Origin of the sequence: Thermosediminibacter oceani DSM 16646 (genome assembly GCF_000144645.1) — a bacterium.
GTDB classification, from domain to species: Bacteria; Bacillota; Thermosediminibacteria; order Thermosediminibacterales; family Thermosediminibacteraceae; genus Thermosediminibacter; species Thermosediminibacter oceani.
Window position 1 is genome coordinate 823,696 of the sequence record NC_014377.1, and the last position, 19,624, is coordinate 843,319.

22 protein-coding genes are annotated in these 19,624 nt (G+C 48.3%); 19 read left to right on the forward strand and 3 right to left on the reverse strand.

Going from position 1 to position 19,624, the window contains the following annotated elements; translation table 11 throughout:
* Positions 1–19 precede the first annotated feature (19 nt).
* The 12 genes from TOCE_RS04135 to TOCE_RS04195 all read left to right on the forward strand — a co-directional run bounded on the left by TOCE_RS04135 (position 20) and on the right by TOCE_RS04195 (position 11,429).
* Complete coding sequence (locus tag TOCE_RS04135) at positions 20–1,729, forward strand: sigma-54 interaction domain-containing protein (protein WP_013275634.1); 1,710 nt, start codon at positions 20–22, stop codon at positions 1,727–1,729.
* Positions 1,730–1,881: 152 nt separating this feature from the next.
* Complete coding sequence (locus TOCE_RS04140) at positions 1,882–2,772, forward strand: bifunctional enoyl-CoA hydratase/phosphate acetyltransferase (RefSeq protein ID WP_013275635.1); 891 nt, start codon at positions 1,882–1,884, stop codon at positions 2,770–2,772.
* Between the two features lie 81 nt (positions 2,773–2,853).
* Positions 2,854–3,891 (forward strand): Glu/Leu/Phe/Val family dehydrogenase, encoded by a 1,038-nt coding sequence (locus tag TOCE_RS04145; protein ID WP_013275636.1) that lies wholly within the window; start codon positions 2,854–2,856, stop codon positions 3,889–3,891.
* A gap of 147 nt (positions 3,892–4,038) precedes the next feature.
* Complete coding sequence (gene buk / locus TOCE_RS04150) at positions 4,039–5,112, forward strand: butyrate kinase (protein WP_013275637.1); 1,074 nt, start codon at positions 4,039–4,041, stop codon at positions 5,110–5,112.
* A 29-nt stretch (positions 5,113–5,141) separates the two neighbouring features.
* Entirely contained in the window at positions 5,142–5,360 is a 219-nt protein-coding gene (locus TOCE_RS04155; RefSeq protein ID WP_013275638.1) for a 4Fe-4S dicluster domain-containing protein, read from the forward strand.
* A 1-nt stretch (position 5,361) separates the two neighbouring features.
* Positions 5,362–6,420 (forward strand): 3-methyl-2-oxobutanoate dehydrogenase subunit VorB, encoded by a 1,059-nt coding sequence (locus tag TOCE_RS04160; protein ID WP_013275639.1) that lies wholly within the window; start codon positions 5,362–5,364, stop codon positions 6,418–6,420.
* Complete coding sequence (locus TOCE_RS04165) at positions 6,420–7,169, forward strand: thiamine pyrophosphate-dependent enzyme (RefSeq protein ID WP_013275640.1); 750 nt, start codon at positions 6,420–6,422, stop codon at positions 7,167–7,169. Before TOCE_RS04160 ends, TOCE_RS04165 begins: the two co-directional genes overlap by 1 nt.
* Complete coding sequence (locus tag TOCE_RS04170; protein WP_013275641.1) at positions 7,166–7,705, forward strand: 2-oxoacid:ferredoxin oxidoreductase subunit gamma family protein; 540 nt, start codon at positions 7,166–7,168, stop codon at positions 7,703–7,705. The genes TOCE_RS04165 and TOCE_RS04170 overlap by 4 nt, the downstream gene beginning before the upstream one ends.
* Positions 7,706–7,898: 193 nt before the next feature.
* On the forward strand, positions 7,899–8,483 hold the full coding sequence (locus TOCE_RS11640; protein ID WP_013275643.1) for a LysM peptidoglycan-binding domain-containing protein: 585 nt from the start codon (positions 7,899–7,901) through the stop codon (positions 8,481–8,483).
* Positions 8,484–8,653: 170 nt separating this feature from the next.
* A complete protein-coding gene (locus TOCE_RS04185) occupies positions 8,654–9,382 on the forward strand; it encodes a Fe-S cluster domain-containing protein (protein ID WP_013275644.1) in 729 nt (242 codons plus the stop codon).
* Positions 9,383–9,384: 2 nt separating this feature from the next.
* Positions 9,385–10,287: a radical SAM protein gene (locus TOCE_RS04190; protein ID WP_013275645.1), complete on the forward strand. Its 903-nt coding sequence runs from the start codon at positions 9,385–9,387 to the stop codon at positions 10,285–10,287.
* 26 nt (positions 10,288–10,313) lie between these two features.
* Entirely contained in the window at positions 10,314–11,429 is a 1,116-nt protein-coding gene (locus TOCE_RS04195) for an aminopeptidase (RefSeq protein WP_013275646.1), read from the forward strand.
* Here TOCE_RS04195 and TOCE_RS04200 read toward each other — a convergent pair.
* The 3 genes from TOCE_RS04200 to TOCE_RS04210 form a co-directional block, all read right to left on the reverse strand.
* Positions 11,426–11,647 carry a DUF3006 domain-containing protein gene (locus TOCE_RS04200; protein ID WP_013275647.1) on the reverse strand — a complete coding sequence of 74 codons (222 nt, stop codon included), beginning with the start codon at positions 11,645–11,647 and terminating at the stop codon, positions 11,426–11,428. The two genes, TOCE_RS04195 and TOCE_RS04200, sit on opposite strands and share 4 nt — an antisense overlap.
* A 12-nt stretch (positions 11,648–11,659) precedes the next feature.
* Entirely contained in the window at positions 11,660–12,547 is an 888-nt protein-coding gene (locus TOCE_RS04205) for a ComEC/Rec2 family competence protein (protein ID WP_013275648.1), read from the reverse strand.
* Between the two features lie 318 nt (positions 12,548–12,865).
* Positions 12,866–13,063, reverse strand: a complete 198-nt coding sequence (locus TOCE_RS04210) for a DUF1540 domain-containing protein (RefSeq protein ID WP_013275649.1) — start codon at positions 13,061–13,063, stop codon at positions 12,866–12,868.
* Between the two features lie 96 nt (positions 13,064–13,159).
* On the opposite strand from TOCE_RS04210, the gene hprK reads away from it, so the two are divergent.
* From hprK to murB, 7 genes are all read left to right on the forward strand, one after another.
* Positions 13,160–14,086 carry an HPr(Ser) kinase/phosphatase gene (gene hprK, locus TOCE_RS04215; RefSeq protein WP_013275650.1) on the forward strand — a complete coding sequence of 309 codons (927 nt, stop codon included), beginning with the start codon at positions 13,160–13,162 and terminating at the stop codon, positions 14,084–14,086.
* 18 nt (positions 14,087–14,104) lie between these two features.
* The gene (locus tag TOCE_RS04220; RefSeq protein ID WP_013275651.1) at positions 14,105–15,160 is read left to right on the forward strand and encodes a bifunctional phosphoglucose/phosphomannose isomerase; all 1,056 of its coding nucleotides are present in this window, start codon (positions 14,105–14,107) and stop codon (positions 15,158–15,160) included.
* 21 nt (positions 15,161–15,181) lie between these two features.
* Positions 15,182–15,931: a phosphatase gene (locus TOCE_RS04225; RefSeq protein ID WP_013275652.1), complete on the forward strand. Its 750-nt coding sequence runs from the start codon at positions 15,182–15,184 to the stop codon at positions 15,929–15,931.
* A gap of 17 nt (positions 15,932–15,948) precedes the next feature.
* Complete coding sequence (gene dat / locus TOCE_RS04230; RefSeq protein ID WP_013275653.1) at positions 15,949–16,800, forward strand: D-amino-acid transaminase; 852 nt, start codon at positions 15,949–15,951, stop codon at positions 16,798–16,800.
* A 74-nt stretch (positions 16,801–16,874) separates the two neighbouring features.
* Positions 16,875–18,272, forward strand: a complete 1,398-nt coding sequence (locus TOCE_RS04235) for an ABC transporter substrate-binding protein (RefSeq protein WP_013275654.1) — start codon at positions 16,875–16,877, stop codon at positions 18,270–18,272.
* A gap of 5 nt (positions 18,273–18,277) precedes the next feature.
* Entirely contained in the window at positions 18,278–18,517 is a 240-nt protein-coding gene (locus tag TOCE_RS04240; RefSeq protein WP_013275655.1) for a hypothetical protein, read from the forward strand.
* Positions 18,518–18,706: 189 nt separating this feature from the next.
* Complete coding sequence (murB, locus tag TOCE_RS04245; RefSeq protein ID WP_013275656.1) at positions 18,707–19,621, forward strand: UDP-N-acetylmuramate dehydrogenase; 915 nt, start codon at positions 18,707–18,709, stop codon at positions 19,619–19,621.
* Positions 19,622–19,624 lie beyond the last annotated feature (3 nt).

Genomic DNA, 19,624 nt, shown 5'->3' on the forward strand with positions numbered 1-19,624 from the left:
TAAGAAAAGGTGGAATATTATGCTTTCTATGAATGTCTTCAGGGCTATAATCGATTCCATCCAAGACGGTATTATTGCCGTAGACCTGGCGGAACGGATTATAATAATCAACCGTTCCGCCGAAAAACTGCTTAAAATTGACAGGGACGCGGCCTTGGGTAAGCCCGTGGGAGATGTGGTACCCAATACCGGGCTCCCGGTCGTGCTCAGGACGGGCCAGCCGGAACTGAACCAGTTCCAGCAACTGGAGGATACCACCATAGTAACGAACCGCATGCCGGTTTTCGATAGCTCAGGGAAAATAACGGCAGCGGTGGCGGTTTTCAGGGATATTACCGAGGTAAAGCACCTGGCTGAAGAGGTGACCAACCTGCGGGAGCTGCACAGCCTTTTGGAAGCAATTATAAATTCTACCCAGGATGCAATATCGGTGGTTGATTCCGAGGGAAGGGGTATCCTCATAAATAAAGCTTACACCAGGATAGTGGGACTCACCAAGGAAGACGTGATAGGTAAACCCGCCACCGTGGATATAGCTGAGGGTGAGAGCGTGCACTATCAGGTACTGAGGACGGGCGAGCCCATTAAGGGTGTGCCGATGAGGGTCGGCCCGAACAGGAAGGAGGTAATAGTTCACGCCGCGCCGATAATAGTGGGGGGCAAGTTGAAGGGCAGTGTCGCCGTAATACACGATGTATCTGAGATAAAAAGACTCACCGAAGAGCTGGATTACGTAAAGCGAAGGATGAGGCACCTGGAGGCCAAGTACTCCTTCGACGATATCATAGGCAAGAGCAGGGCTATAAGAGAAGCTATGGAGGCTGCTAAAAATGCGGCTGGCACCAACGTCACCGTGCTGCTGAGGGGCGAAAGCGGTACGGGTAAAGAGCTTTTTGCTCATGCCATTCACAACAGCAGCGAAAGAAGACACAATCAGTTCATCAGGGTGAACTGTGCCGCATTGACCGACAGCCTTCTGGGCAGCGAGCTTTTCGGCTATGCTGACGGGGCTTTTACCGGAGCCAGGCGAGGCGGGCGCAAGGGGCTTTTCGAAGAAGCTAACGGCGGAACTATCTTTCTGGACGAAATAGGGGAAATAGGGCTAAACCACCAGGCAATGCTGCTCAGAGTACTGAACGAAAAAGAAATTATCAGGGTAGGAGAAAGTAAGCCCATACCCGTAAACGTCAGGGTTATTGCCGCGACAAACATAAACTTGGAGAAAGCCGTCGAGGAAGGGCGCTTCCGGAAGGACCTTTATTATAGGCTCAATGTTGTACCGATATACATCCCTCCACTGAGGGAACGTAAAGAGGATATCCCGCTGCTGACGGAGCATTTTATCAAGAAGTGCAACCAGGAATACGGGAGGGCCGTGGAAGCCGTAGACGAAGAAGCCCTTGAGGTCCTCATGGATTACGATTGGCCGGGTAACATAAGGGAACTGGAGAACGTGATAAGCCGAGCCATCATAAACATGAAGTTCGGCGAAACGGTAATCGGTAAAAAACACCTGCCAAGACTCTATTTCAACCAAAACGAAGATAAATCCGAATCCATAGCAATAACCGAACATTCAATGCCATTGAAGGAAATACTGAAGGACGTTGAAAAAAAGACTATAAAAAGCGTTCTTGAAAAGGTTGACGGCAATAGGAATGAGGCGGCAAGGATTCTCGGAATCTCGGTACGGAACCTGTTTTATAAACTAAAAAAGTTCAATTTGTGAAGTTATACTGCAATTTTTTGCATGTAATATTCTGCACACAGTGCTATTTTTTGCAGTTAAATTTTGTAGAAAAACGCCGAAATTAAGGATTTTCTATATTGCGGATATTTGGTACGATTTTTGCTTTATTTAATAATTTCGGAGGTGGTTATGTGGAATCCCTTCAAGAGATAGTGGAAAAAGCCCGCCAGTCAAAACCGAAAGTGATGGCTGTGGTAAAAGCCGAGGATGACGATGTTTTAAAAGCCGTCAAGACCTCTCAGGAACTCGGGCTTGTAAAAAGTGTTCTGATCGGCGACAAAAAGAAGATCGAGTCGATAATGGATACCCTTGGAATGGAAAAGACGAATATTGAGATCATAGACGAACAGGATACCTCACAGGCCGTAGGTATAGCGGTGGAGCTGGCCAAAAAGGGTGAAGTACAGGTCCTGATGAAGGGGCTTCTTCAAACCAAGGATTTTCTAAAGGGCATAGTTTCGGGCGACAAATCCCTCACCGGTGGTAGGTTGCTGAGCCACGTGGCGGTTTTTCAGGTGCCGCATATGAAAAAGCTTGTGCTGGTGACCGATGCTGCTATGAACATTTCGCCCGATTTATCCCAGAAGTACCAGATAATGAAAAACAGCCTGTCGGTAGCCCGGAGCCTCCAAATAAAGAATCCCAGGGTAGCGATCTTATCTGCCGTAGAAGTGGTCAACCCATCGATTCCCTCGACGATGGATGCGGCTATTATATCAAAAATGGCACAGCGGGAGCGGTTGGAGGCTGTAGTGGACGGTCCGCTGGCGCTGGACAATGCCGTCTCAAAAGAAGCCTGTATCCATAAGGGTATCGATTCGGCCGTGGGTGGCGAAGCCGATATCCTGCTCGTGCCCGATCTGATAAGCGGTAACATCTTATACAAATCGCTGGTATACTTCGCAAGGGCGAAGGTAGCCGGTATTGTGGCCGGTGCCGAGGTACCTGTAGTGCTCACTTCCCGCGCCGATTCTGACGAGAGCAAGACCTATTCGATAGCTCTGAGCGTGCTTATGGGTTAGATTAGTAAAAAGCGATTTAAAACGGGGATTCCCAATGGCTATTCAGCCTACTAATATAAAATTTAAACGGAGGGAAAAAATATGGAACTTTTTAAAGTGCTTGGCGAGATGGGCCATGAAGAGGTGGTATTCTGCAACGATCCCGAGTCTGGACTGAAGGCTATAATCGCTGTTCACAACACGAATCTGGGCCCCGCCCTGGGCGGCTGCCGCATGTGGAACTACGCTTCCGAGGAAGATGCTATAAGAGACGTTCTGCGTCTCTCCAGGGGTATGACCTATAAAAACGCCATGATGAACCTGCCCCTCGGCGGAGGGAAATCGGTTATTATAGGCGATCCCCGCAAGGATAAGTCGGAAAAGCTTTTCAGGGCGTTTGGTAAATTCGTAAACAGCCTGGGTGGAAAATATATTACAGCTGAAGACGTGGGAACCTCTCCGGAAGACATGAAAATCGTTGTTCAGGAGACCTCCCACGTAGCAGGCCTTGACGGCAAGAGCGGTGACCCGTCCCCAATTACCGCCCTCGGTGTATTCTTAGGCATAAAAGCCTGCTGCGAGTGGGTTTACGGTAGTGACGACCTGAAGGACAAGACCGTTGCACTTCAGGGTCTGGGCCATGTAGGCATGGAACTTGTAAGGCTGTTGACTGAAGCCGGAGCTAAACTAGTCGTGACCGATATATATGCCGACAGGATCAACGAAGCTAAAGAGAAATACGGTGTCCAGGTAGTCGAGCCCGAAAAGATTTATGACGTTCCCTGCGATATTTTTGCTCCGTGCGCCCTCGGTGCCGTTATAAATGAAAATACCGTAGACAGGCTTAAGTGCAAAATAGTGGCCGGTTGTGCCAATAACCAGCTGAAAGAAGAAAGTTTTGCGGAAAAACTGGCCCAGAGGGGTATTCTGTATGCACCTGACTACGTCATCAACGGCGGCGGCGTAATCAACGTCTCTATAGAGGTGTCCGGACAGGCCTACAGCAGAGAACTCGTCAATGAAAAACTCCAGATAATTCCCAAGAGATTGAAGGAAGTATTCCAGTTCGCCGAGAAAGAAGGAATCACCACTGCAAGGGCTGCCGACATAATCGCCGAAAAGATTTTCATGAAAAAATAACGTCCGAAATCAATACACTCCTCAACGGAAATTAAGGGGCAAGGGCAGGACGCAGGATTTTATTTAACATATCCAGCACAAGTCCTGCTCTTGCTGTCAATAGGAAAATTTAGCAAGAACATTTTCGAGGATTGGAGGAAGAGGTCTGTGACGTTTTACGGGATACTGGCGATTAATCCGGGTTCAACATCCACGAAAATCGCCGTCTTTGAAAACGAAGAACTAATATTTGAGGAGAAAATCAGCCATTCTACCGAGGAACTTTCAAAGTACGACAGCATATTGGCTCAGTACCCGTTCAGAAAGAAGTTAATTCTTGAAGTAATAGAACAAAAGGGTTATAATTTGAGTAGGCTGAAGGCTGTTGTCGGCCGCGGAGGCCTGCTTAAACCTCTGGAGGGTGGCACCTACACCGTCAACGAACGGATGCTGGAAGACCTCAAAAAGGGTGTGCAGGGGGAACACGCGTCCAACCTGGGGGGAATCCTTGCTTACGAAATAGGCCGGGAACTGGGAGTGCCCGCTTTCATAGTAGACCCGGTGGTGGTAGACGAACTGGAACCAGTCGCCAGAATTACCGGGTTGCCGGAAATAGAACGGCGCAGCATATTCCACGCTTTGAACCAGAAAGCCGTAGCAAGAAGAGTGGCAAAGACTCTAGGCAGGAGTTACGAAGAGCTTAACTTGATCGTTGCCCACCTGGGCGGAGGAATCACCGTCGGTGCCCATAAAAAGGGCAGGGTAATCGATGTAAACAACGGACTGGACGGTGAAGGTCCGTTCTCACCGGAAAGGGCAGGGCAGTTGCCGGCAATGGATTTTGCGAAACTCATTTTTTCTAAAAATCTGACCATTCACGAAATAAAGAAAATGTTAGCCGGCAAAGGGGGCCTTGTAGCCCACTTCGGGATAAACGACGCCCGGGTTATAAAGAAGATGATAGAAGAGGGCAACCAAGAAGTAAGGCTGGTATACGAAGCCATGGCTTACCAGGTAGCCAAGGAAATAGGAGCATGCGCAGCAGTGCTTTGCGGTCGGGTGGATGCGGTAGTTCTTACCGGTGGTCTCGCTCATGACGAAATGCTGGTGGACTGGATAAAAAACAGGGTTTCTTTCATAGCTCCTGTTTACGTCTTCCCAGGAGAAGACGAACTTAGAGCTCTTGCCGAAGGCGCATTGCGGGTTTTGACCGGCCAGGAAAAGCCAAAGGAGTATTTATAACCAAATTTAAAGGATAGGAGGCTCCGGAGTTGGTAAGGATTATCATCGATAAGGATAGATGCAAGGGCTGCGGCCTCTGCATCAAAGTATGTCCGAAAAAAGTTTTGTGTTTTGACGATGATGTGGTAAATGCGCTGGGCTATCATCCTGTAAAGGCTAAAGAAGGATGCATTGGCTGCGGTTTCTGCGCCACTGTATGCCCCGATGTGGTATTTACAATATACAAAGAGGAAAAAGGGGGGAAATAAAGTGGAAAAGGTACTGATGAAAGGCAACGAAGCCCTGGCCGAGGCTGCAATAAGGGCCGGGTGTCAGTGTTTCTTCGGTTATCCTATAACACCGCAGAGCGAACTTCCGGCATACCTTGCAAGAGAGATGCCCAAAAGGGGCCGAGTTTTTTTACAGGCGGAAAGTGAAGTTGCAGCTATAAATATGGTTTACGGTGCCGCCGGGGCAGGGGTCCGCGTTATGACATCCTCGTCCAGTCCCGGTATAAGCTTGAAGCAGGAAGGCATATCGTACCTGTGCGGAGCGGAACTCCCCTGCGTAATAGTAAATATTATGAGGGGAGGCCCCGGTTTGGGAGATATCCAGCCCGCCCAGTCGGACTACTTCCAGGCTACCCGCGGTGGAGGCCACGGCGACTACAGGACGATTGTACTCGCGCCGGCATCGGTACAGGAACTGGTTGATTTAGTCTACGATGCCTTCGATCTGGCGGATATGTACAGGAACCCGGTGCTCATCCTGGGCGATGGAATACTGGGCCAGATGATGGAGCCGGTCGTATTCAAGGAAAGGCCCGCGAGGGAATTGCCGCCCAAGACTTGGGCTACTACCGGCAAAATGGGCAGGCAAAAGCCCAATGTGATAAATTCCCTTTATCTCGACCCCGTGCAGCTTGAAGAGCACAACCGCAAGCTCCAAAGAAAATACCAGGAGATAGAGGAAAAAGAGGCCCGGTGGGAGGTCCTGAACGGCGATGACGCCGAATACTTCGTGGTGGCCTACGGTATCTGTGCCCGTATTGCGCATGCAGCCGTTGAAATGGCAAGGCAGGAAGGCATAAAAGTAGGACTTATACGGCCCATAACCCTATGGCCTTATCCTAAAAAGGCCTTCGAAGAGGTTATCTCGAGAGCAAAAGCTTTCTTAACCGTTGAATTGTCCTGCGGCCAGATGGTGGAGGATGTGAAGTTGTCGGTAGAAGGTAGGGTGCCGGTATATTTCTACGGAAGAACGGGTGGTATGGTACCGACCGCCGAGGAGATTTTCGAGGAAATAAAGAAAATGAGGGGGCATTCCTGATGAAGGTGGTTTTCGAAAGGCCGAAATCCCTGCAGCCGACCAAGACCCATTACTGCCCGGGATGCGGTCATGGTACGATACACAGGCTGGTGGCCGAGGTAATTGATGAGCTTGGTATCCAAGACAAAACCATAGGCGTTGCTCCCGTAGGGTGCGCTGTGTTAGCTTACAATTACTTTGACTGCGACATGCAGCAGGCAGCCCACGGAAGGGCGCCGGCAGTAGCGACAGGTATAAAGCGGGCTTTGCCCGACCGGGTTGTATTCACTTATCAGGGTGACGGGGACCTGGCCGCCATCGGTACCGCAGAAATTATTCATGCTGCAGCCAGGAGCGAGAATATAACGGTGGTTTTCGTAAACAACGCCATATACGGCATGACCGGCGGCCAGATGGCGCCGACGACTCTGATAGGCCAGCGCACGGAAACCAGTCCCTATGGGCGCGATCCCAAGCTGGCAGGATACCCGATAAGGGTTTGTGAAATGCTGGCAACGCTGGATGGTCCGCAGTTCCTGGCCAGGGTCGAGCTTACGGACGTGAAAAATATAAACAAGGCAAAGTGCTATATTAAGAAGGCATTTGAGATTCAGCTGGCCGGAAAGGGGTTCTCCCTTGTGGAGATATTGTCACCGTGTCCGACCAACTGGGGTATGAAACCTGCGGATGCCATTGACTGGGTAAAGAATGAAATGGTAAAGGTATTTCCGCCGGGCGTATTCAAGGAACCGAAGGAGGGTAATGTATGAAGGTGGAAGTAATTATGGCAGGTTTCGGCGGTCAGGGGATCATGCTTATGGGAGAAATCCTGGCCCACAGTGCCATGCTCGAAGGGCGGGAAGTCTCCTGGATACCGTCCTACGGCCCTGAAATGAGGGGCGGTACCGCCAACTGTATGGTAGTTGTCTCCGATAAGAGGATCCCCTCGCCTATTATATCTTCACCGGATATACTCGTCGCAATGAACAAACCTTCTATGGACAAATTTACCCCGATTGTGAAATCCGGCGGAATAGTGATCCTCAACAAAGCCCTTATAGACGAAAAACCGGCAAGACAGGATATAGAGGTCATTGAAGTGGATGCCAGCGGAATAGCCGATGAGCTGGGGAACATGAAGGTTGCGAACATGGTGGCGTTAGGCGTTCTGGTGGGAAGAACCGGGGTCGTGAGGCCGGAGACCGTCTTAAAGTCGATAGACCATTTTCTCCCCGAACACCGGAAGAACATGTTTGAAATAAACGAAAAGGCCCTCATGAGGGGGATCGAAGAAGTAAAGAAATAAGAGCGGAGTTTATGATGTGTTTGATACCCAGTTTTCTGGGTATTTTTTTTTTGCCGGATAGTTACTCCAGCTCCGTCAACTCTCCCGTGTTCCGTTTTATAAAAATTCTGGCCTATCGCAATGGGGTGTTTTCACCCGCCCGCAATGGGCCGCATATTAATATATTGCAAATATATTTAATGGAGGTTTAGTTATGTCTAATCAGCAACCCCGTAGAGTTCCCCGGTCCTGTCCCACAGCATTTCAAGGACGATATACTGTTCAGCCCGGTGATACCTTTTTCAATATAGCTCAGATGTTCAGAACGCGCTTAGAGGCCCTTGCTGTAAATAACCCTCATATCACAAATCCCAATATTATAAACCCTGGTGATGTCCTTTGCGTGCCTGGTCTTATTCCTTACCCCTGTTGTATTGTTCTAAGGCCCGTATCTCAATTTCGGTTGCCCTTTGGATCAGGAGCAGTAGCTTTTATTAATTTTGCTCCTCAAGGTGGTCAAGCAGTGAGCTTTTTAGCAACCCTCCCCCAACCTTCCGCCTTTGGCAATTTTGATATCTATGTGGGTGAAATTTACATTCCTGACATTGGAGGATTTGGCAATCAGTTGTTTCCGAATGATCAGGATCCGCCGACCTGGGCTACTAGAATAGATCTTCCTACTGCTGCAGCAATTGCACCTAACTCTAGAGTAGTAATACGTCCTGCTAATTCAAATACCGGCATATCCGGCGATATTATATTGGATGCAACGATTCGAGGCGGTAGCTGTCATTTGTAATTTTTATCTTTCCCGTGCTTTCCTTCATCTCGCACCGTATTCCCTCTGTGCAGCCGTCCCCGTGTACTCATGGCAAAGGATGAAAGCGGCCATTAAATGTGATAAAATAAAAAAGTGCCGACGTGGAATACAGACGGTGGGAATCCGCCGAGTATCGGGGGAGTTGCTTTATGAGAGTTTTTGCCATTTACTCTCCGGCAAGATCGGCAAAAAGCTTTCCTGTAACCGTGGAAATTGCCGGGGAACTGAAAAGACGAGGCTATACCGTTGGACTTATTAAGGCCGGGGATGATGCCGGCGTAGAAGCCGGCCCCTTCGAAGCAGTATCCCGGGCAAGCTCCGAAAGTACCGCAATTTACATAAATAGCGGATTTCGACTGGAGGAACTTCTACGTTTATACAGGCAGGACTACATAATACTCGAGGGCTTTGAGAGGGTTGCAGCCCCTAAAATTTTATGGGTGGAGGGGGAAGAAAACCTCATAGGCTCCGATGACCTGGTGTTTGCCGTAACCGGCCGCTTCCGAAAGGCTCCCTCTTGCTTTAACGGCCTACCCTTGGTAGAGGCGAAAGATATTAAACGGCTGGTGGACTTTGTAGAGGAAAAGGTCTTTGAAAAGCTGCCCGACATTGAGGGAGGGGGGTGCGGCCTTTGTGGAAGGGATTGCTACGGAATGGCGGCGGATATACTGAAAGGCCGGGCATCCAGGAAGGACTGTAAGAGTTCCGGTAAGGATTTAGTTGAAGTAAAAATAAACGGTAAGAAGCTGGATATGGTTCCCTTTGTCAGAAACATGGTGGCATCGGTTGTAAAAGGGGTGCTTTCTCCGCTGAAAGGCTTCGAAGAAGGAGAAATAGAGATCAAAATAAGAAACCCGGGGGAGGCTGGGGAATTTTAGATATGCTGGATATACTTGAGAACTGCCGGCTTTGCCCGAGGAGCTGCGGAGTTAACCGCCTAAAGGGTGAGTGCGGGTTTTGCGGCGCTTCGGACAGGGTGGTGGTGGCAAAGGCCTTCGCCCACCGGTGGGAAGAGCCGTGCATAAGCGGAGACAGCGGCTCGGGGACCGTATTTTTCTCGGGGTGCAACCTGAGATGCGTTTTTTGCCAGAATTACAGGATAAGCCAGGAATGGTTCGGAAAAGCTGTCAGCGAAGACGACCTTGTGGAGATCTTTCTCAATCTCCAGGCAAAAGGAGTGCACAACATCAACCTGGTCACGCCGACGATATATACCCCGCAGCTGGCCGGCGCGCTGAAAAAAGCAAGGCAAAAAGGGCTTTTTATACCGGTGATATGGAATTCCAATTCCTACGAAAATCCGGAAGCTCTGAAGATATTGGAGGGACTGGTGGACGTATACCTCCCGGATATTAAATATTTCGACAGTGCCGCCGCCCGGAAGTATTCCGGAGCCGGTGATTATTTCGATCGTGCGGCACCGGCGGTGCTGGAGATGTACCGGCAGGTGGGGGAGCCGGTATTTGACGATAAAGGTATTATAAAAAGAGGCCTTATTATAAGGCACCTGGTTCTACCCGGTCTGAAAGAAGATTCAAAGAAAATACTCGAATGGATAAAATCTAATCTACCCGGGGGTGTTTACGTCAGCCTCATGTCCCAGTACATGCCATGCTATAGAGCCGGGGAATTTCCCGAAATCAACAGGGTTCTTTCAATAGAGGAATACGAGGAAGTAATAGATTATTTTTTCGAACTGGGCCTTGAAAACGGATTTGCCCAGGAAGAAGGGGCGAATTCGGCAAAGTACGTACCGGATTTCGACCTGGAAGGAATTCCATAAGATACAAAAAGTAGGAGGGGTTTTTTATGCGAGATCCCAGATACGAAAAACTTGCCCGGATTCTGATCCACTATTCGGTGGAGTTAAAAGAGGGGGAAAATATCCTGATTGAGGCCGGCCCCGGTGAAGCTCCTCTAGTGAAAGAACTGGTGCGGGAAATTTACAGGGTGGGAGGCAGGCCTTTCGTGTCACTGGCCATGCAGGAAATTCAAAGGGAGATACTGATGAATTTGAGCGAAGAGGCTGCCGCGATGATGGCCCGTTACGATTCCGAGCGGATGAAAGATATGAACGCCTATATAGGAATCCGCGGCGGGGACAATGTGGCGGAGCTTTCCGACGTGCCTCACGATAAAAAATCCCTTTACATGCAGCTTTACGTAAAACCCGTTCACGGGGATATAAGGGTACCCCGTACCAAATGGTGTGTTTTAAGGTACCCCAATGCTTCCATGGCACAGCTGGCCGACACCAGCACGGAAGCCTTCGAGGATTTTTATTTTAAAGTGTGCTGCCTGGATTACGAAAAGATGTCAAAGGCCATGGACCCGTTGGTGGAGCTCATGAACAGGACTAAAAAGGTCCGGATAGTCGGCCCGGGCACCGACCTGGAATTTTCCATAGAGGGAATCAATGCGATAAAATGCGACGGTAAAAAGAATATCCCGGACGGTGAAATTTACACGGCACCCGTTCGAAATTCAGTAAACGGCTACATAACTTATAACACTCCAGCGCTCTACCAGGGATATACTTTTGAAAATATAAGGTTTGAGTTTAAGGATGGTAAAATCATTAAGGCCACCGCCAACGATACCGAGCGGTTGAACAAGATCCTCGACACCGACGAAGGGGCAAGGTATATCGGTGAGTTTGCCATCGGTATAAATCCCCATATATTAAAGCCCATGAAGGACACCCTTTTTGACGAGAAAATAGCGGGGAGCATCCACTTTACTCCCGGAAGGGCTTACGAGGAATGCGACAACGGTAACAAATCCGCCATTCACTGGGACCTGGTGTACATCCAAAGGCCCGAGTACGGTGGCGGAGAAATCTGGTTCGACGACGTGCTCGTGAGAAAAGACGGGCTTTTTGTGCCCGAGGAACTGCAGGGCCTCAACCCCGAAAACCTCGTCTAATCTTCGAATAGGTTCCTTGCCATTTCTTCGATATCTCTTTTGCGGCGCCGGGTTTCCGGTTCGTCGATGGTTAGGTTTTCGAGGTCTATTACATCTCCTTCCCTGGCCTTTTCGGGAAGGAGATGTTTTTTTATGTTTACAATCTTTCCGTCCATGGTTTCAATGACGGCAACCTCGCCCTCAAAGCGGTCTATAACTCCCTTTTTGCCCATGACCATTTTCACCTCCGGTTACCTGGAAGTTGTTACTTTTATTGTGTTACCGTCGCTTTCCATTATTACATGGCCGTTTTTGGCGGTAGTGTACACTATGACATTATATTTCCGCAGCCTTTCCAATGTTTCCCTGTGCGGGTGGCCGTAGTCGTTGTTCTTTCCGTAGCTTATCACCGCATAACGGGGCGACACTGATTTTAAAAATTCCGTGGAAGTGCTGGAACTGCTGCCGTGATGGCCCACCTTCAATACGTCGGCCTTTAAGTTGTATTTTTTCTTCAACATTTCCTGTTCGGAGAGCTTTTCAGCGTCACCGGTCAGGATAAAGGAGTTGTTTTTGTACGTTATTTTAAGCACGGCGCTGTAATTGTTTAACTCATCGTATCCTGTGCTGTTGGGAGCCAGAACCCGGATGTCGACATCCTCATCCAGTGATATGGTCATCCCGCCCTTTACGGGGGTAATTTTGAGCTTTTTGTCCGAGACTGCCTGCATGAAATCCCTGAAGGTCTTTGTAGTCGTGGTGACCCTGGGCATGTATATTTTGCCTATGTCAAAAGTATGGATGACATCGTCCATGGCCCCGATGTGGTCCTCGTGGGGATGGGTGGCGACGACGGCGTCAATTCTTTTTATGCCCTTTTTCCTTATGTAATTTATAACCGTTTTTGCGTCGTCGTTATTCCCGGCATCTACGAGCATGGTACTGCCCCCGGGGAATATTATAAAAATGCTGTCGGCCTGGCCTACGTCCAGGAAATTCACCTCCAAAAATCCGCGGGAAGGGCCGGTTCCTTCCTGATCAAAGCCGCTTTCGACGGCACATCCCGGCAGGAAAGCTGCTATAAAGATGGCCAATAAAAGCAGAATAATTATTGGTTTGTTCCTAAAGGCTTTTTTCATGGCGTCATATCTCCTCCTGTTTTTTAGCGACTACGATATTTTAACAGATTTTATCCTTCAAGGGCAAGGCAGGAGTTTTCGGAAGTCGATCCAATCCTATCATTTATTTAAGTTATTCTTTGCTTAAGATACATATTACCGAAAACTAAAGATTTCCGGTAATCCACGGGCTATTTATTCAAATGACTATTTAGTTGTTGGAGTCAATCCTTAAAGATACTGCTAAAATATGGTGCTTACAAAAGATGGGTCTAGGTTTAAATATAAAAACAAAAAAGAAGGGCTAAGGCATTAGCCCTAACCCTTGATCCGGATTTGTTAATCCCAGCACGACCTGCCGTCGGTGGTTATACACGTTTTGCCCGCCTGATCGTCTTTTCTGGTATAAGCGTCGCAATAGGTGCCTTCTTTTGAGGTACAGGTGGGCCTGATTGCGTTGACCATCACGTTTTCGGCACAGCATTCGCTGTTGTTATTATACTTACATGTGGTGACATTGCATTTAAGGTTGGGCATAAAATCACCTCCGTATTAAATCTTTCTAATTACTAGTATTTCCACCAGGGAGGAATTCACTCTTTTTTGTAGAATTTATTCTACGAGGTGCTAACTTTGCGCAAAATAAATTTAAGCAGAATCATTGATAAATTTGATCTGGAAACTTTAGTAAAGGTTGATAATTTACCTGATATCGACGTGATCGATCTTAACCGACCGGGGCTCGAGCTTGCCGGTTTCTTTGCCCATTTTGCTTTTGAGAGAATACAGATCCTCGGCATGACCGAGATCTCCTTTCTGAATAGCCTACCTCCGGATCTAAGGCGGGAACGCCTAGAGACGCTCCTTTCCTACAATTTGCCCTGCATTATTATCACGAGGAACTTGAACCCACCGGAGGAGCTCTTGAACCTGGCTGAAAAGTACGGCCGGTGTATATTAAGGACCCCGGAAGCTACCACGAGGCTCATAAGCAAGTTGACCGATTTTCTGGAGAGCGAAATGGCTCCCATGACCACCGTCCACGGAGTGCTCATGGACATATACGGTGTGGGGGTGCTGCTCCTGGGGGAAAGCGGCATTGGGAAAAGTGAGACCGCTATAGAACTGATAAAACGCGGTCACCGGCTGGTAGCCGACGATGCGGTTGAGATAAAGCAGGTTGCAAAAAACGTCCTCATAGGTACGGCACCGGAAATTATACGCTATTACCTGGAAGTAAGAGGCCTGGGAATAATAGACGTTAAGACGGTATTCGGAGCTGGGGCGGTCAAGGACGATATAAGAATAGATATGGTGATCGAGCTGGTAGAGTGGGAAAAATATAAAGAAGGAGACCGGTTAGGTCTTCAGGACGAAAGAATGACTATTCTTGAATCCTCCATCCCCAAAAAGACCATTCCTATAAGACCGGGAAGAAATCTTGCCGCTATTATAGAGGTAGCGGCCATGGATCACAGGCTTAAAGCCATGGGTCATAATGCGGCCCTGATATTTACTCAGAAGTTATCCAGCAAAATACAGGAAGGAAAAAATGATTGATAAAAAGGAGGGAAAATTATGCTAGATAAACTGGAAAATATTAGGCAGCTGGATAAATACGGCATGTTCGACCTTATTTACAACCTTGCCGACCAGTGCGAAGAAGCGGTTAAAATAGCCCGGGAATCGGTAAAAGGCCTAAGGTTTCACAACATCGTCAACGTGGTTATCACCGGTCTTGGCGGTTCCGCCATAGGCGGTGACCTGGTGAAGATGCTCGCCGGCGATAAGGCTAGCCTGCCCATTTTCGTTAATAGGGATTACACCCTGCCCTCGTTTGTGGATGAGAAGACGCTGGTGATAGCGTCCAGTTATTCGGGCAACACCGAAGAGACCCTTGCAGCTTACGATGAGGCCATGAAGAAAAAGGCTCGGCTTGTAGCCATAACCACTGGTGGCGAACTCAAGAAAAAGGCAATGGCGGATGAAATTCCGGTGATTACGATACCGTCCGGCCTTCCGCCCCGCGCAGCTATCGGATATTCTTTCTTCCCGCTTCTGGTGCTTCTTGAAGAACTGGGCATTATCCATAACTGTGCCGTCCAGATACCCGGAGCCATCGAACTTCTGAGAAGGGTTAGGGATGAGCTGGCCCCGGAGGTCCCCGGGGATAAGAACCCGGCCAAAGCCCTTGCAAGAAAAATACACGGCAAACTGCCGGTAATATACGGTTCTCAGGGGGTAACCGATGCACTAGCGGTTCGCTGGAAGGGTCAGATGAACGAAAACGGAAAACACCCGGCTTTTTACAACGTTTTTCCTGAACTGAATCACAACGAGATAATGGGATTTGAGGGCGATCCCCGGCTCCTTGCGGAAATGGAAATAGTGATATTGAGGTCGCCCGAAGAAAACGACCGGGTGAAAAAGAGGATAGAAATCACTTCTAGTCTAATCCGAGATAAAGTCTCTGGAATCAATGAAGTCTGGCCCGCCGGAGACACCCGGCTAGAAAGGATAATGTATCACGTGATTTACGGGGATTACGTAAGCGCTTACCTTGCAGTACTGAACGAAAAGGATCCGACGGAAATAGACTTCATCAATATATTAAAAGAGCGGATGAAGGGGTAATACCTTGAAGGAGTGATCCTTTTGAAACTGGAAGTGGACACCCACTGCCACACGGTCGCCAGCGGCCACGCTTACAGCACGGTTGTTGAAAATGCGAAAGCCGCATCTCAAAAAGGGCTTAGGATGATCGCCATAACTGACCACGGGCCTTCTATGCCGGGAGGCCCTCACCTTTACCACTTCGGCAACTTGAAGGTTTTGCCCAGGCAGATCGAAGGCGTATACATACTGAGAGGTGTCGAGGCTAACATCCTGGATTATGATGGCACCCTAGACCTGCCGGAAGGTTACCTACGGAACCTGGATATAGTTCTAGCCGGTTTTCATACCCATTGTTACCGTGGAGGTAATGTGGAAGAAAACACCCGGGCGGCCATTAACGCCATGAAAAACCCGTACGTCGATATACTGGTGCACCCGGGAAATCCTGAGTTCCCGATAGACATCGATAAAGTAGTAGAAGCTTCCGTGGAATACGGGGTGCACATTGAAATAAACAACAGTTCCTTTACAGTAAGCCGGCGAGGAAGTGAACAAAACTGCATGCTTATAGCCAGGAAAGCTGCAAGTTTAGGGGCAAAAATCGTTGTCGGCAGTGACGCACATATTTGCTTTGATGTGGGCAATTTCGATAAAGCCCTCCGGATCATCCGGGAAGCCGGCGTTTCCGAGGAAAACGTTTTAAATACCTCGGCTGAGAAAGTATTAACTTATTTGAAGGCCAAGGGGAGAGAGATACTACCAAAACAGGACCCAGGCTCAAAAATGTAATCAAGGGGGTTTTCATTATGGAAGCAGTGGTTTATTTAAACGGGGAAAGGGTTGATTACGCGGATGCCAGAGTATCCGTAGAAGATCGTGGGTTCCAGTTTGGCGACGGCCTTTACGAAGTTGTCCGGGTGTACGGCGGAAGGTTCTTTTATTTGAACCGCCACTTGAAGAGGCTGCAGAAAGGTGCCGAGGAGATATACATGGAGCTCGACTTCGGCCTCGACAGGTTAAGGGATGTATGCAAAAAAGCGGTGGTGGAAAGTGGTTTTAAAGATGCTTCCGTTTATATCCAGGTTACCCGGGGCGTAGCGCCGCGCCAGCACGCTTTCCCGGAGAAAAGTTCCTGTACGTGGGTCGTGATAGTGCGCCAAGCCAAACCCCAGCCCGACGAATTTTACGAAAACGGTGTCAAAGTCATCACCGTCCCCGATGAGCGCTGGACTCGCTGCAATATAAAGACCGTGCAGCTTATAGCAAACTGTATAGCGAAAGAAAAAGCCAAGAGGGCAGGAGCGTACGAAGCCGTATTCCACAGGGGTGGGATAGTAACGGAAGGATCCAGCAGCAATTTATTCATAGTTAAGGATAGGAAGCTTTTCACCCACCCGGCAAACAACCTGATTCTACACGGTATAACAAGAAGCGTGGTGCTTGAAATCGCCGAAAAACTGGGCTTTGATGTGGTAGAAGAGGCTTTTTCCCTTGATAGACTTTTCGACGCCGACGAAGCCTTTGTTACGGGGACCATGACAGAAGTCATGCCCATCGTAAAGGTTGACGGCAAAATGATAGGCGACGGTGTTCCCGGCGAGATGACCAGGGACATAATGAGGGAATTCAGAAAACTTACCGAAACCGTTGACGAGTAAGCCTGACAATCCAACCGAATAATTTTCGACTCGGTGTAATATAGATAGGGTAAAAGGTCATGGGAGGGCGAAATATGCGCTGGCGACCTTTTACCCGATTTTTTTGCCTTCTTCTCGCTATGGTGTTGATGCTTTCTTCGGTGGGATGCGGTACAAAAAAAGACTTACGGAGGCGCGATGAAGGAGAGCAAAAGACCTGGCAGGGGGTTATAACCCTGTGGGATTTTCCCAGGTGGGAGGATGAAAACGGAAACAGGTACGGATGGATTGAGAGGAAAATCGCTGAATTTGAAAAATCCCACCCGGGAGTTTTCATACATCTTAGAAAATTAAAATGGGAATACGGGATGTTAGAGCTGAGAGCAGCTGCTTCTACGGGGACAAACCCTGACATAGCCCCCGTAGCGGGAGACATAGACTTTATCCTGCAAGGTTATCTGGAACCCGTTGACGAGTTTTTTACACCGGAAGAGCTCAAAAGGTACGATGAAAGAGTTTTAAAAGCCTTGAGCCACAACGGCCGGCTCTACGGGTTTCCGTGGTTTATTACTACATACGGCCTTTTTTTAAACGCCGATGCCTTTCGTTCCAGAAACGCCCGAATTCCTACTGATGGAGAATGGAGTTATCAGGAATTTGTAGAGGCTCTTCAAAAACTTACATATGATAAAAATCGGGATAGAAAACACGACTATTTCGGTTTTAACAGTTTTCTGTATCCGGGCAGCTACCAGATGTGGGGGTTCCTTACCATGGATGGGGCCAGGCTTTTCGATGAAAACGGGCGCTTCGTTCTTAACAGCCCTGAAGGGAAATCGGCCCTTACTAAAATAGTAGACCTTTCGGCAAAGTACAGGGTGGTGCCCGAAGACTTCGGTACTGGCGATGAAAAACAGGTGTGGAGTGATTTCATAGAAACAAAAAAGATTGCCGTGTGTCCGGCGGGTCCGTGGGCTATAAAAATTCTTGAAGAAAAGCAGCGGCAAGGTAAAGGCTTTGAATTTGAAATAGCCCGCTATCCTTCAGGCTCGAGTAAAGCGAAATCGATCGCCTTCGCGTCAGGTTACGCAATCTTCAAGCAGCAGGATCCGGGGAAAAGGGCCATGTGCGCTGAGTTTTTAAAATTTATTACATCGGAAAGAGAACAGGAAGAACTCATGAAGTACGGAGTTTTTCCGGCTATTAAAGACCTTCAGGAAAAAGCTAGCGAGGATAGGCATATGAAGCGCATGAAAGAAATACTCGACGACGCCGAGTTTCTCCCAAAAATAAGGAATTTCACCAAAGTGGATGAAATTATAACGACTCAGGTGCGCCAGGCAATTCTCGGCAGAAAGACTCCCGCCCAGGCTCTTGATGACGCAGCGGAGGAGATCGGGAAACTGCAGGAGGGCTCCATGCAGAATTCCAATAAAATTGGGGATTCTAATAAAGAACCTGCGATTATAGGCCCTTATGGTGTTGGGGAGTGAAGGATTTGAACGTAAGACCCGAAGAATTTTGCAGTACGGTGTTTATAGGTTCTCCCGTGTCCCACAAGGATTTTACTTTTATACCTGTTATCGATGTGACTATTAACGGTTTTACCGGGGAAAATAGTCTGTTGTTTTTTGGAAATATATCCCTGCAGGCCGTGATAATTATGGACAAAGAGGGCGTAATGGGTGTATATGCGCTGAAGGAAAGTTTCCGGGCAGAAGATGCCTTAAAAAACTGAAAGGGACGCGACATCCGCCGCGTCCCGCGTTTGAGAAAAGTTTTTATACGTATCATTAATATCTTTCCGCTTGCGTAAAAGTACTATAGGAGATTAATGTATAATATATGTAGGATCTTTTACATCCGGCAGGAAATAGAGTCTAAAATGCAGAAATAAAATAAGCATCTGACAGAAAGGAAAGATAGTATGGACATACAGGCTTTTTACAAAGATATATGCAAGGTTATACCTTCAAATAGAGTGAAAATGAACGAGCTCATGAAGCACCATACGTCCTTCCGTATAGGTGGGCCGGCGGATATTATGGTATTGCCCCAAAGCAGTGAAGAAATCAAAAAGGCATTAATGCTGTGCAGACAAAAGGATATTCCCGTTTTTATAATGGGGAACGGTACAAACCTGCTGGTCAGGGATAAAGGAATACGGGGCGTAGTGATTAAAATTGCCCAGAACTTTAATGATGTCGAAGTAAAGGGGAATACCATAAGATCCAAAGCCGGGGTATTTCTGTCGGTTGTGGCAAGAATAGCTTTGGAAAACCATCTCAGCGGTTTGGAATTCGCTGCCGGTATTCCCGGAACGGTAGGCGGTGCAATAATAATGAACGCAGGAGCCTACGGGGGAGAAATGGCAGATGTGATAAAAGAAGTAGTGGTGATGGACTTTAACGGAGAGATTTTTTCTATGAAAAAAGAAGAGCTGGAGTTCGGATACCGCTGGTGCAATCTGCAGAAGGGAGGGAAAATTGTTCTGGAGGCCGAACTCGAGCTGAAGCCCGGGAATTACGAGGATATTAAGCTAAAAATGGAGGAGCTTTCAGCCAAGCGCAGGATGAAACAACCTCTCAATATGCCTAGCGCTGGCAGTGCCTTTAAGCGCCCCACCGGAAATTACGCCGGTGCTTTGATAGAGAAGGCAGGGCTGAAGGGATTCAAGGTGGGCGGCGCAATGATTTCCGACCTCCACGCTGGCTTTATAGTAAACACCGGAAATGCCACTGCCGAAGATGTGCTCAAGCTTATCGGGATTATACAGCGAAAAGTCAAAGAGGAATTCGGAATTTTGCTCGAGCCCGAAATAAAGGTAGTTGGTGAGGAATAGGAG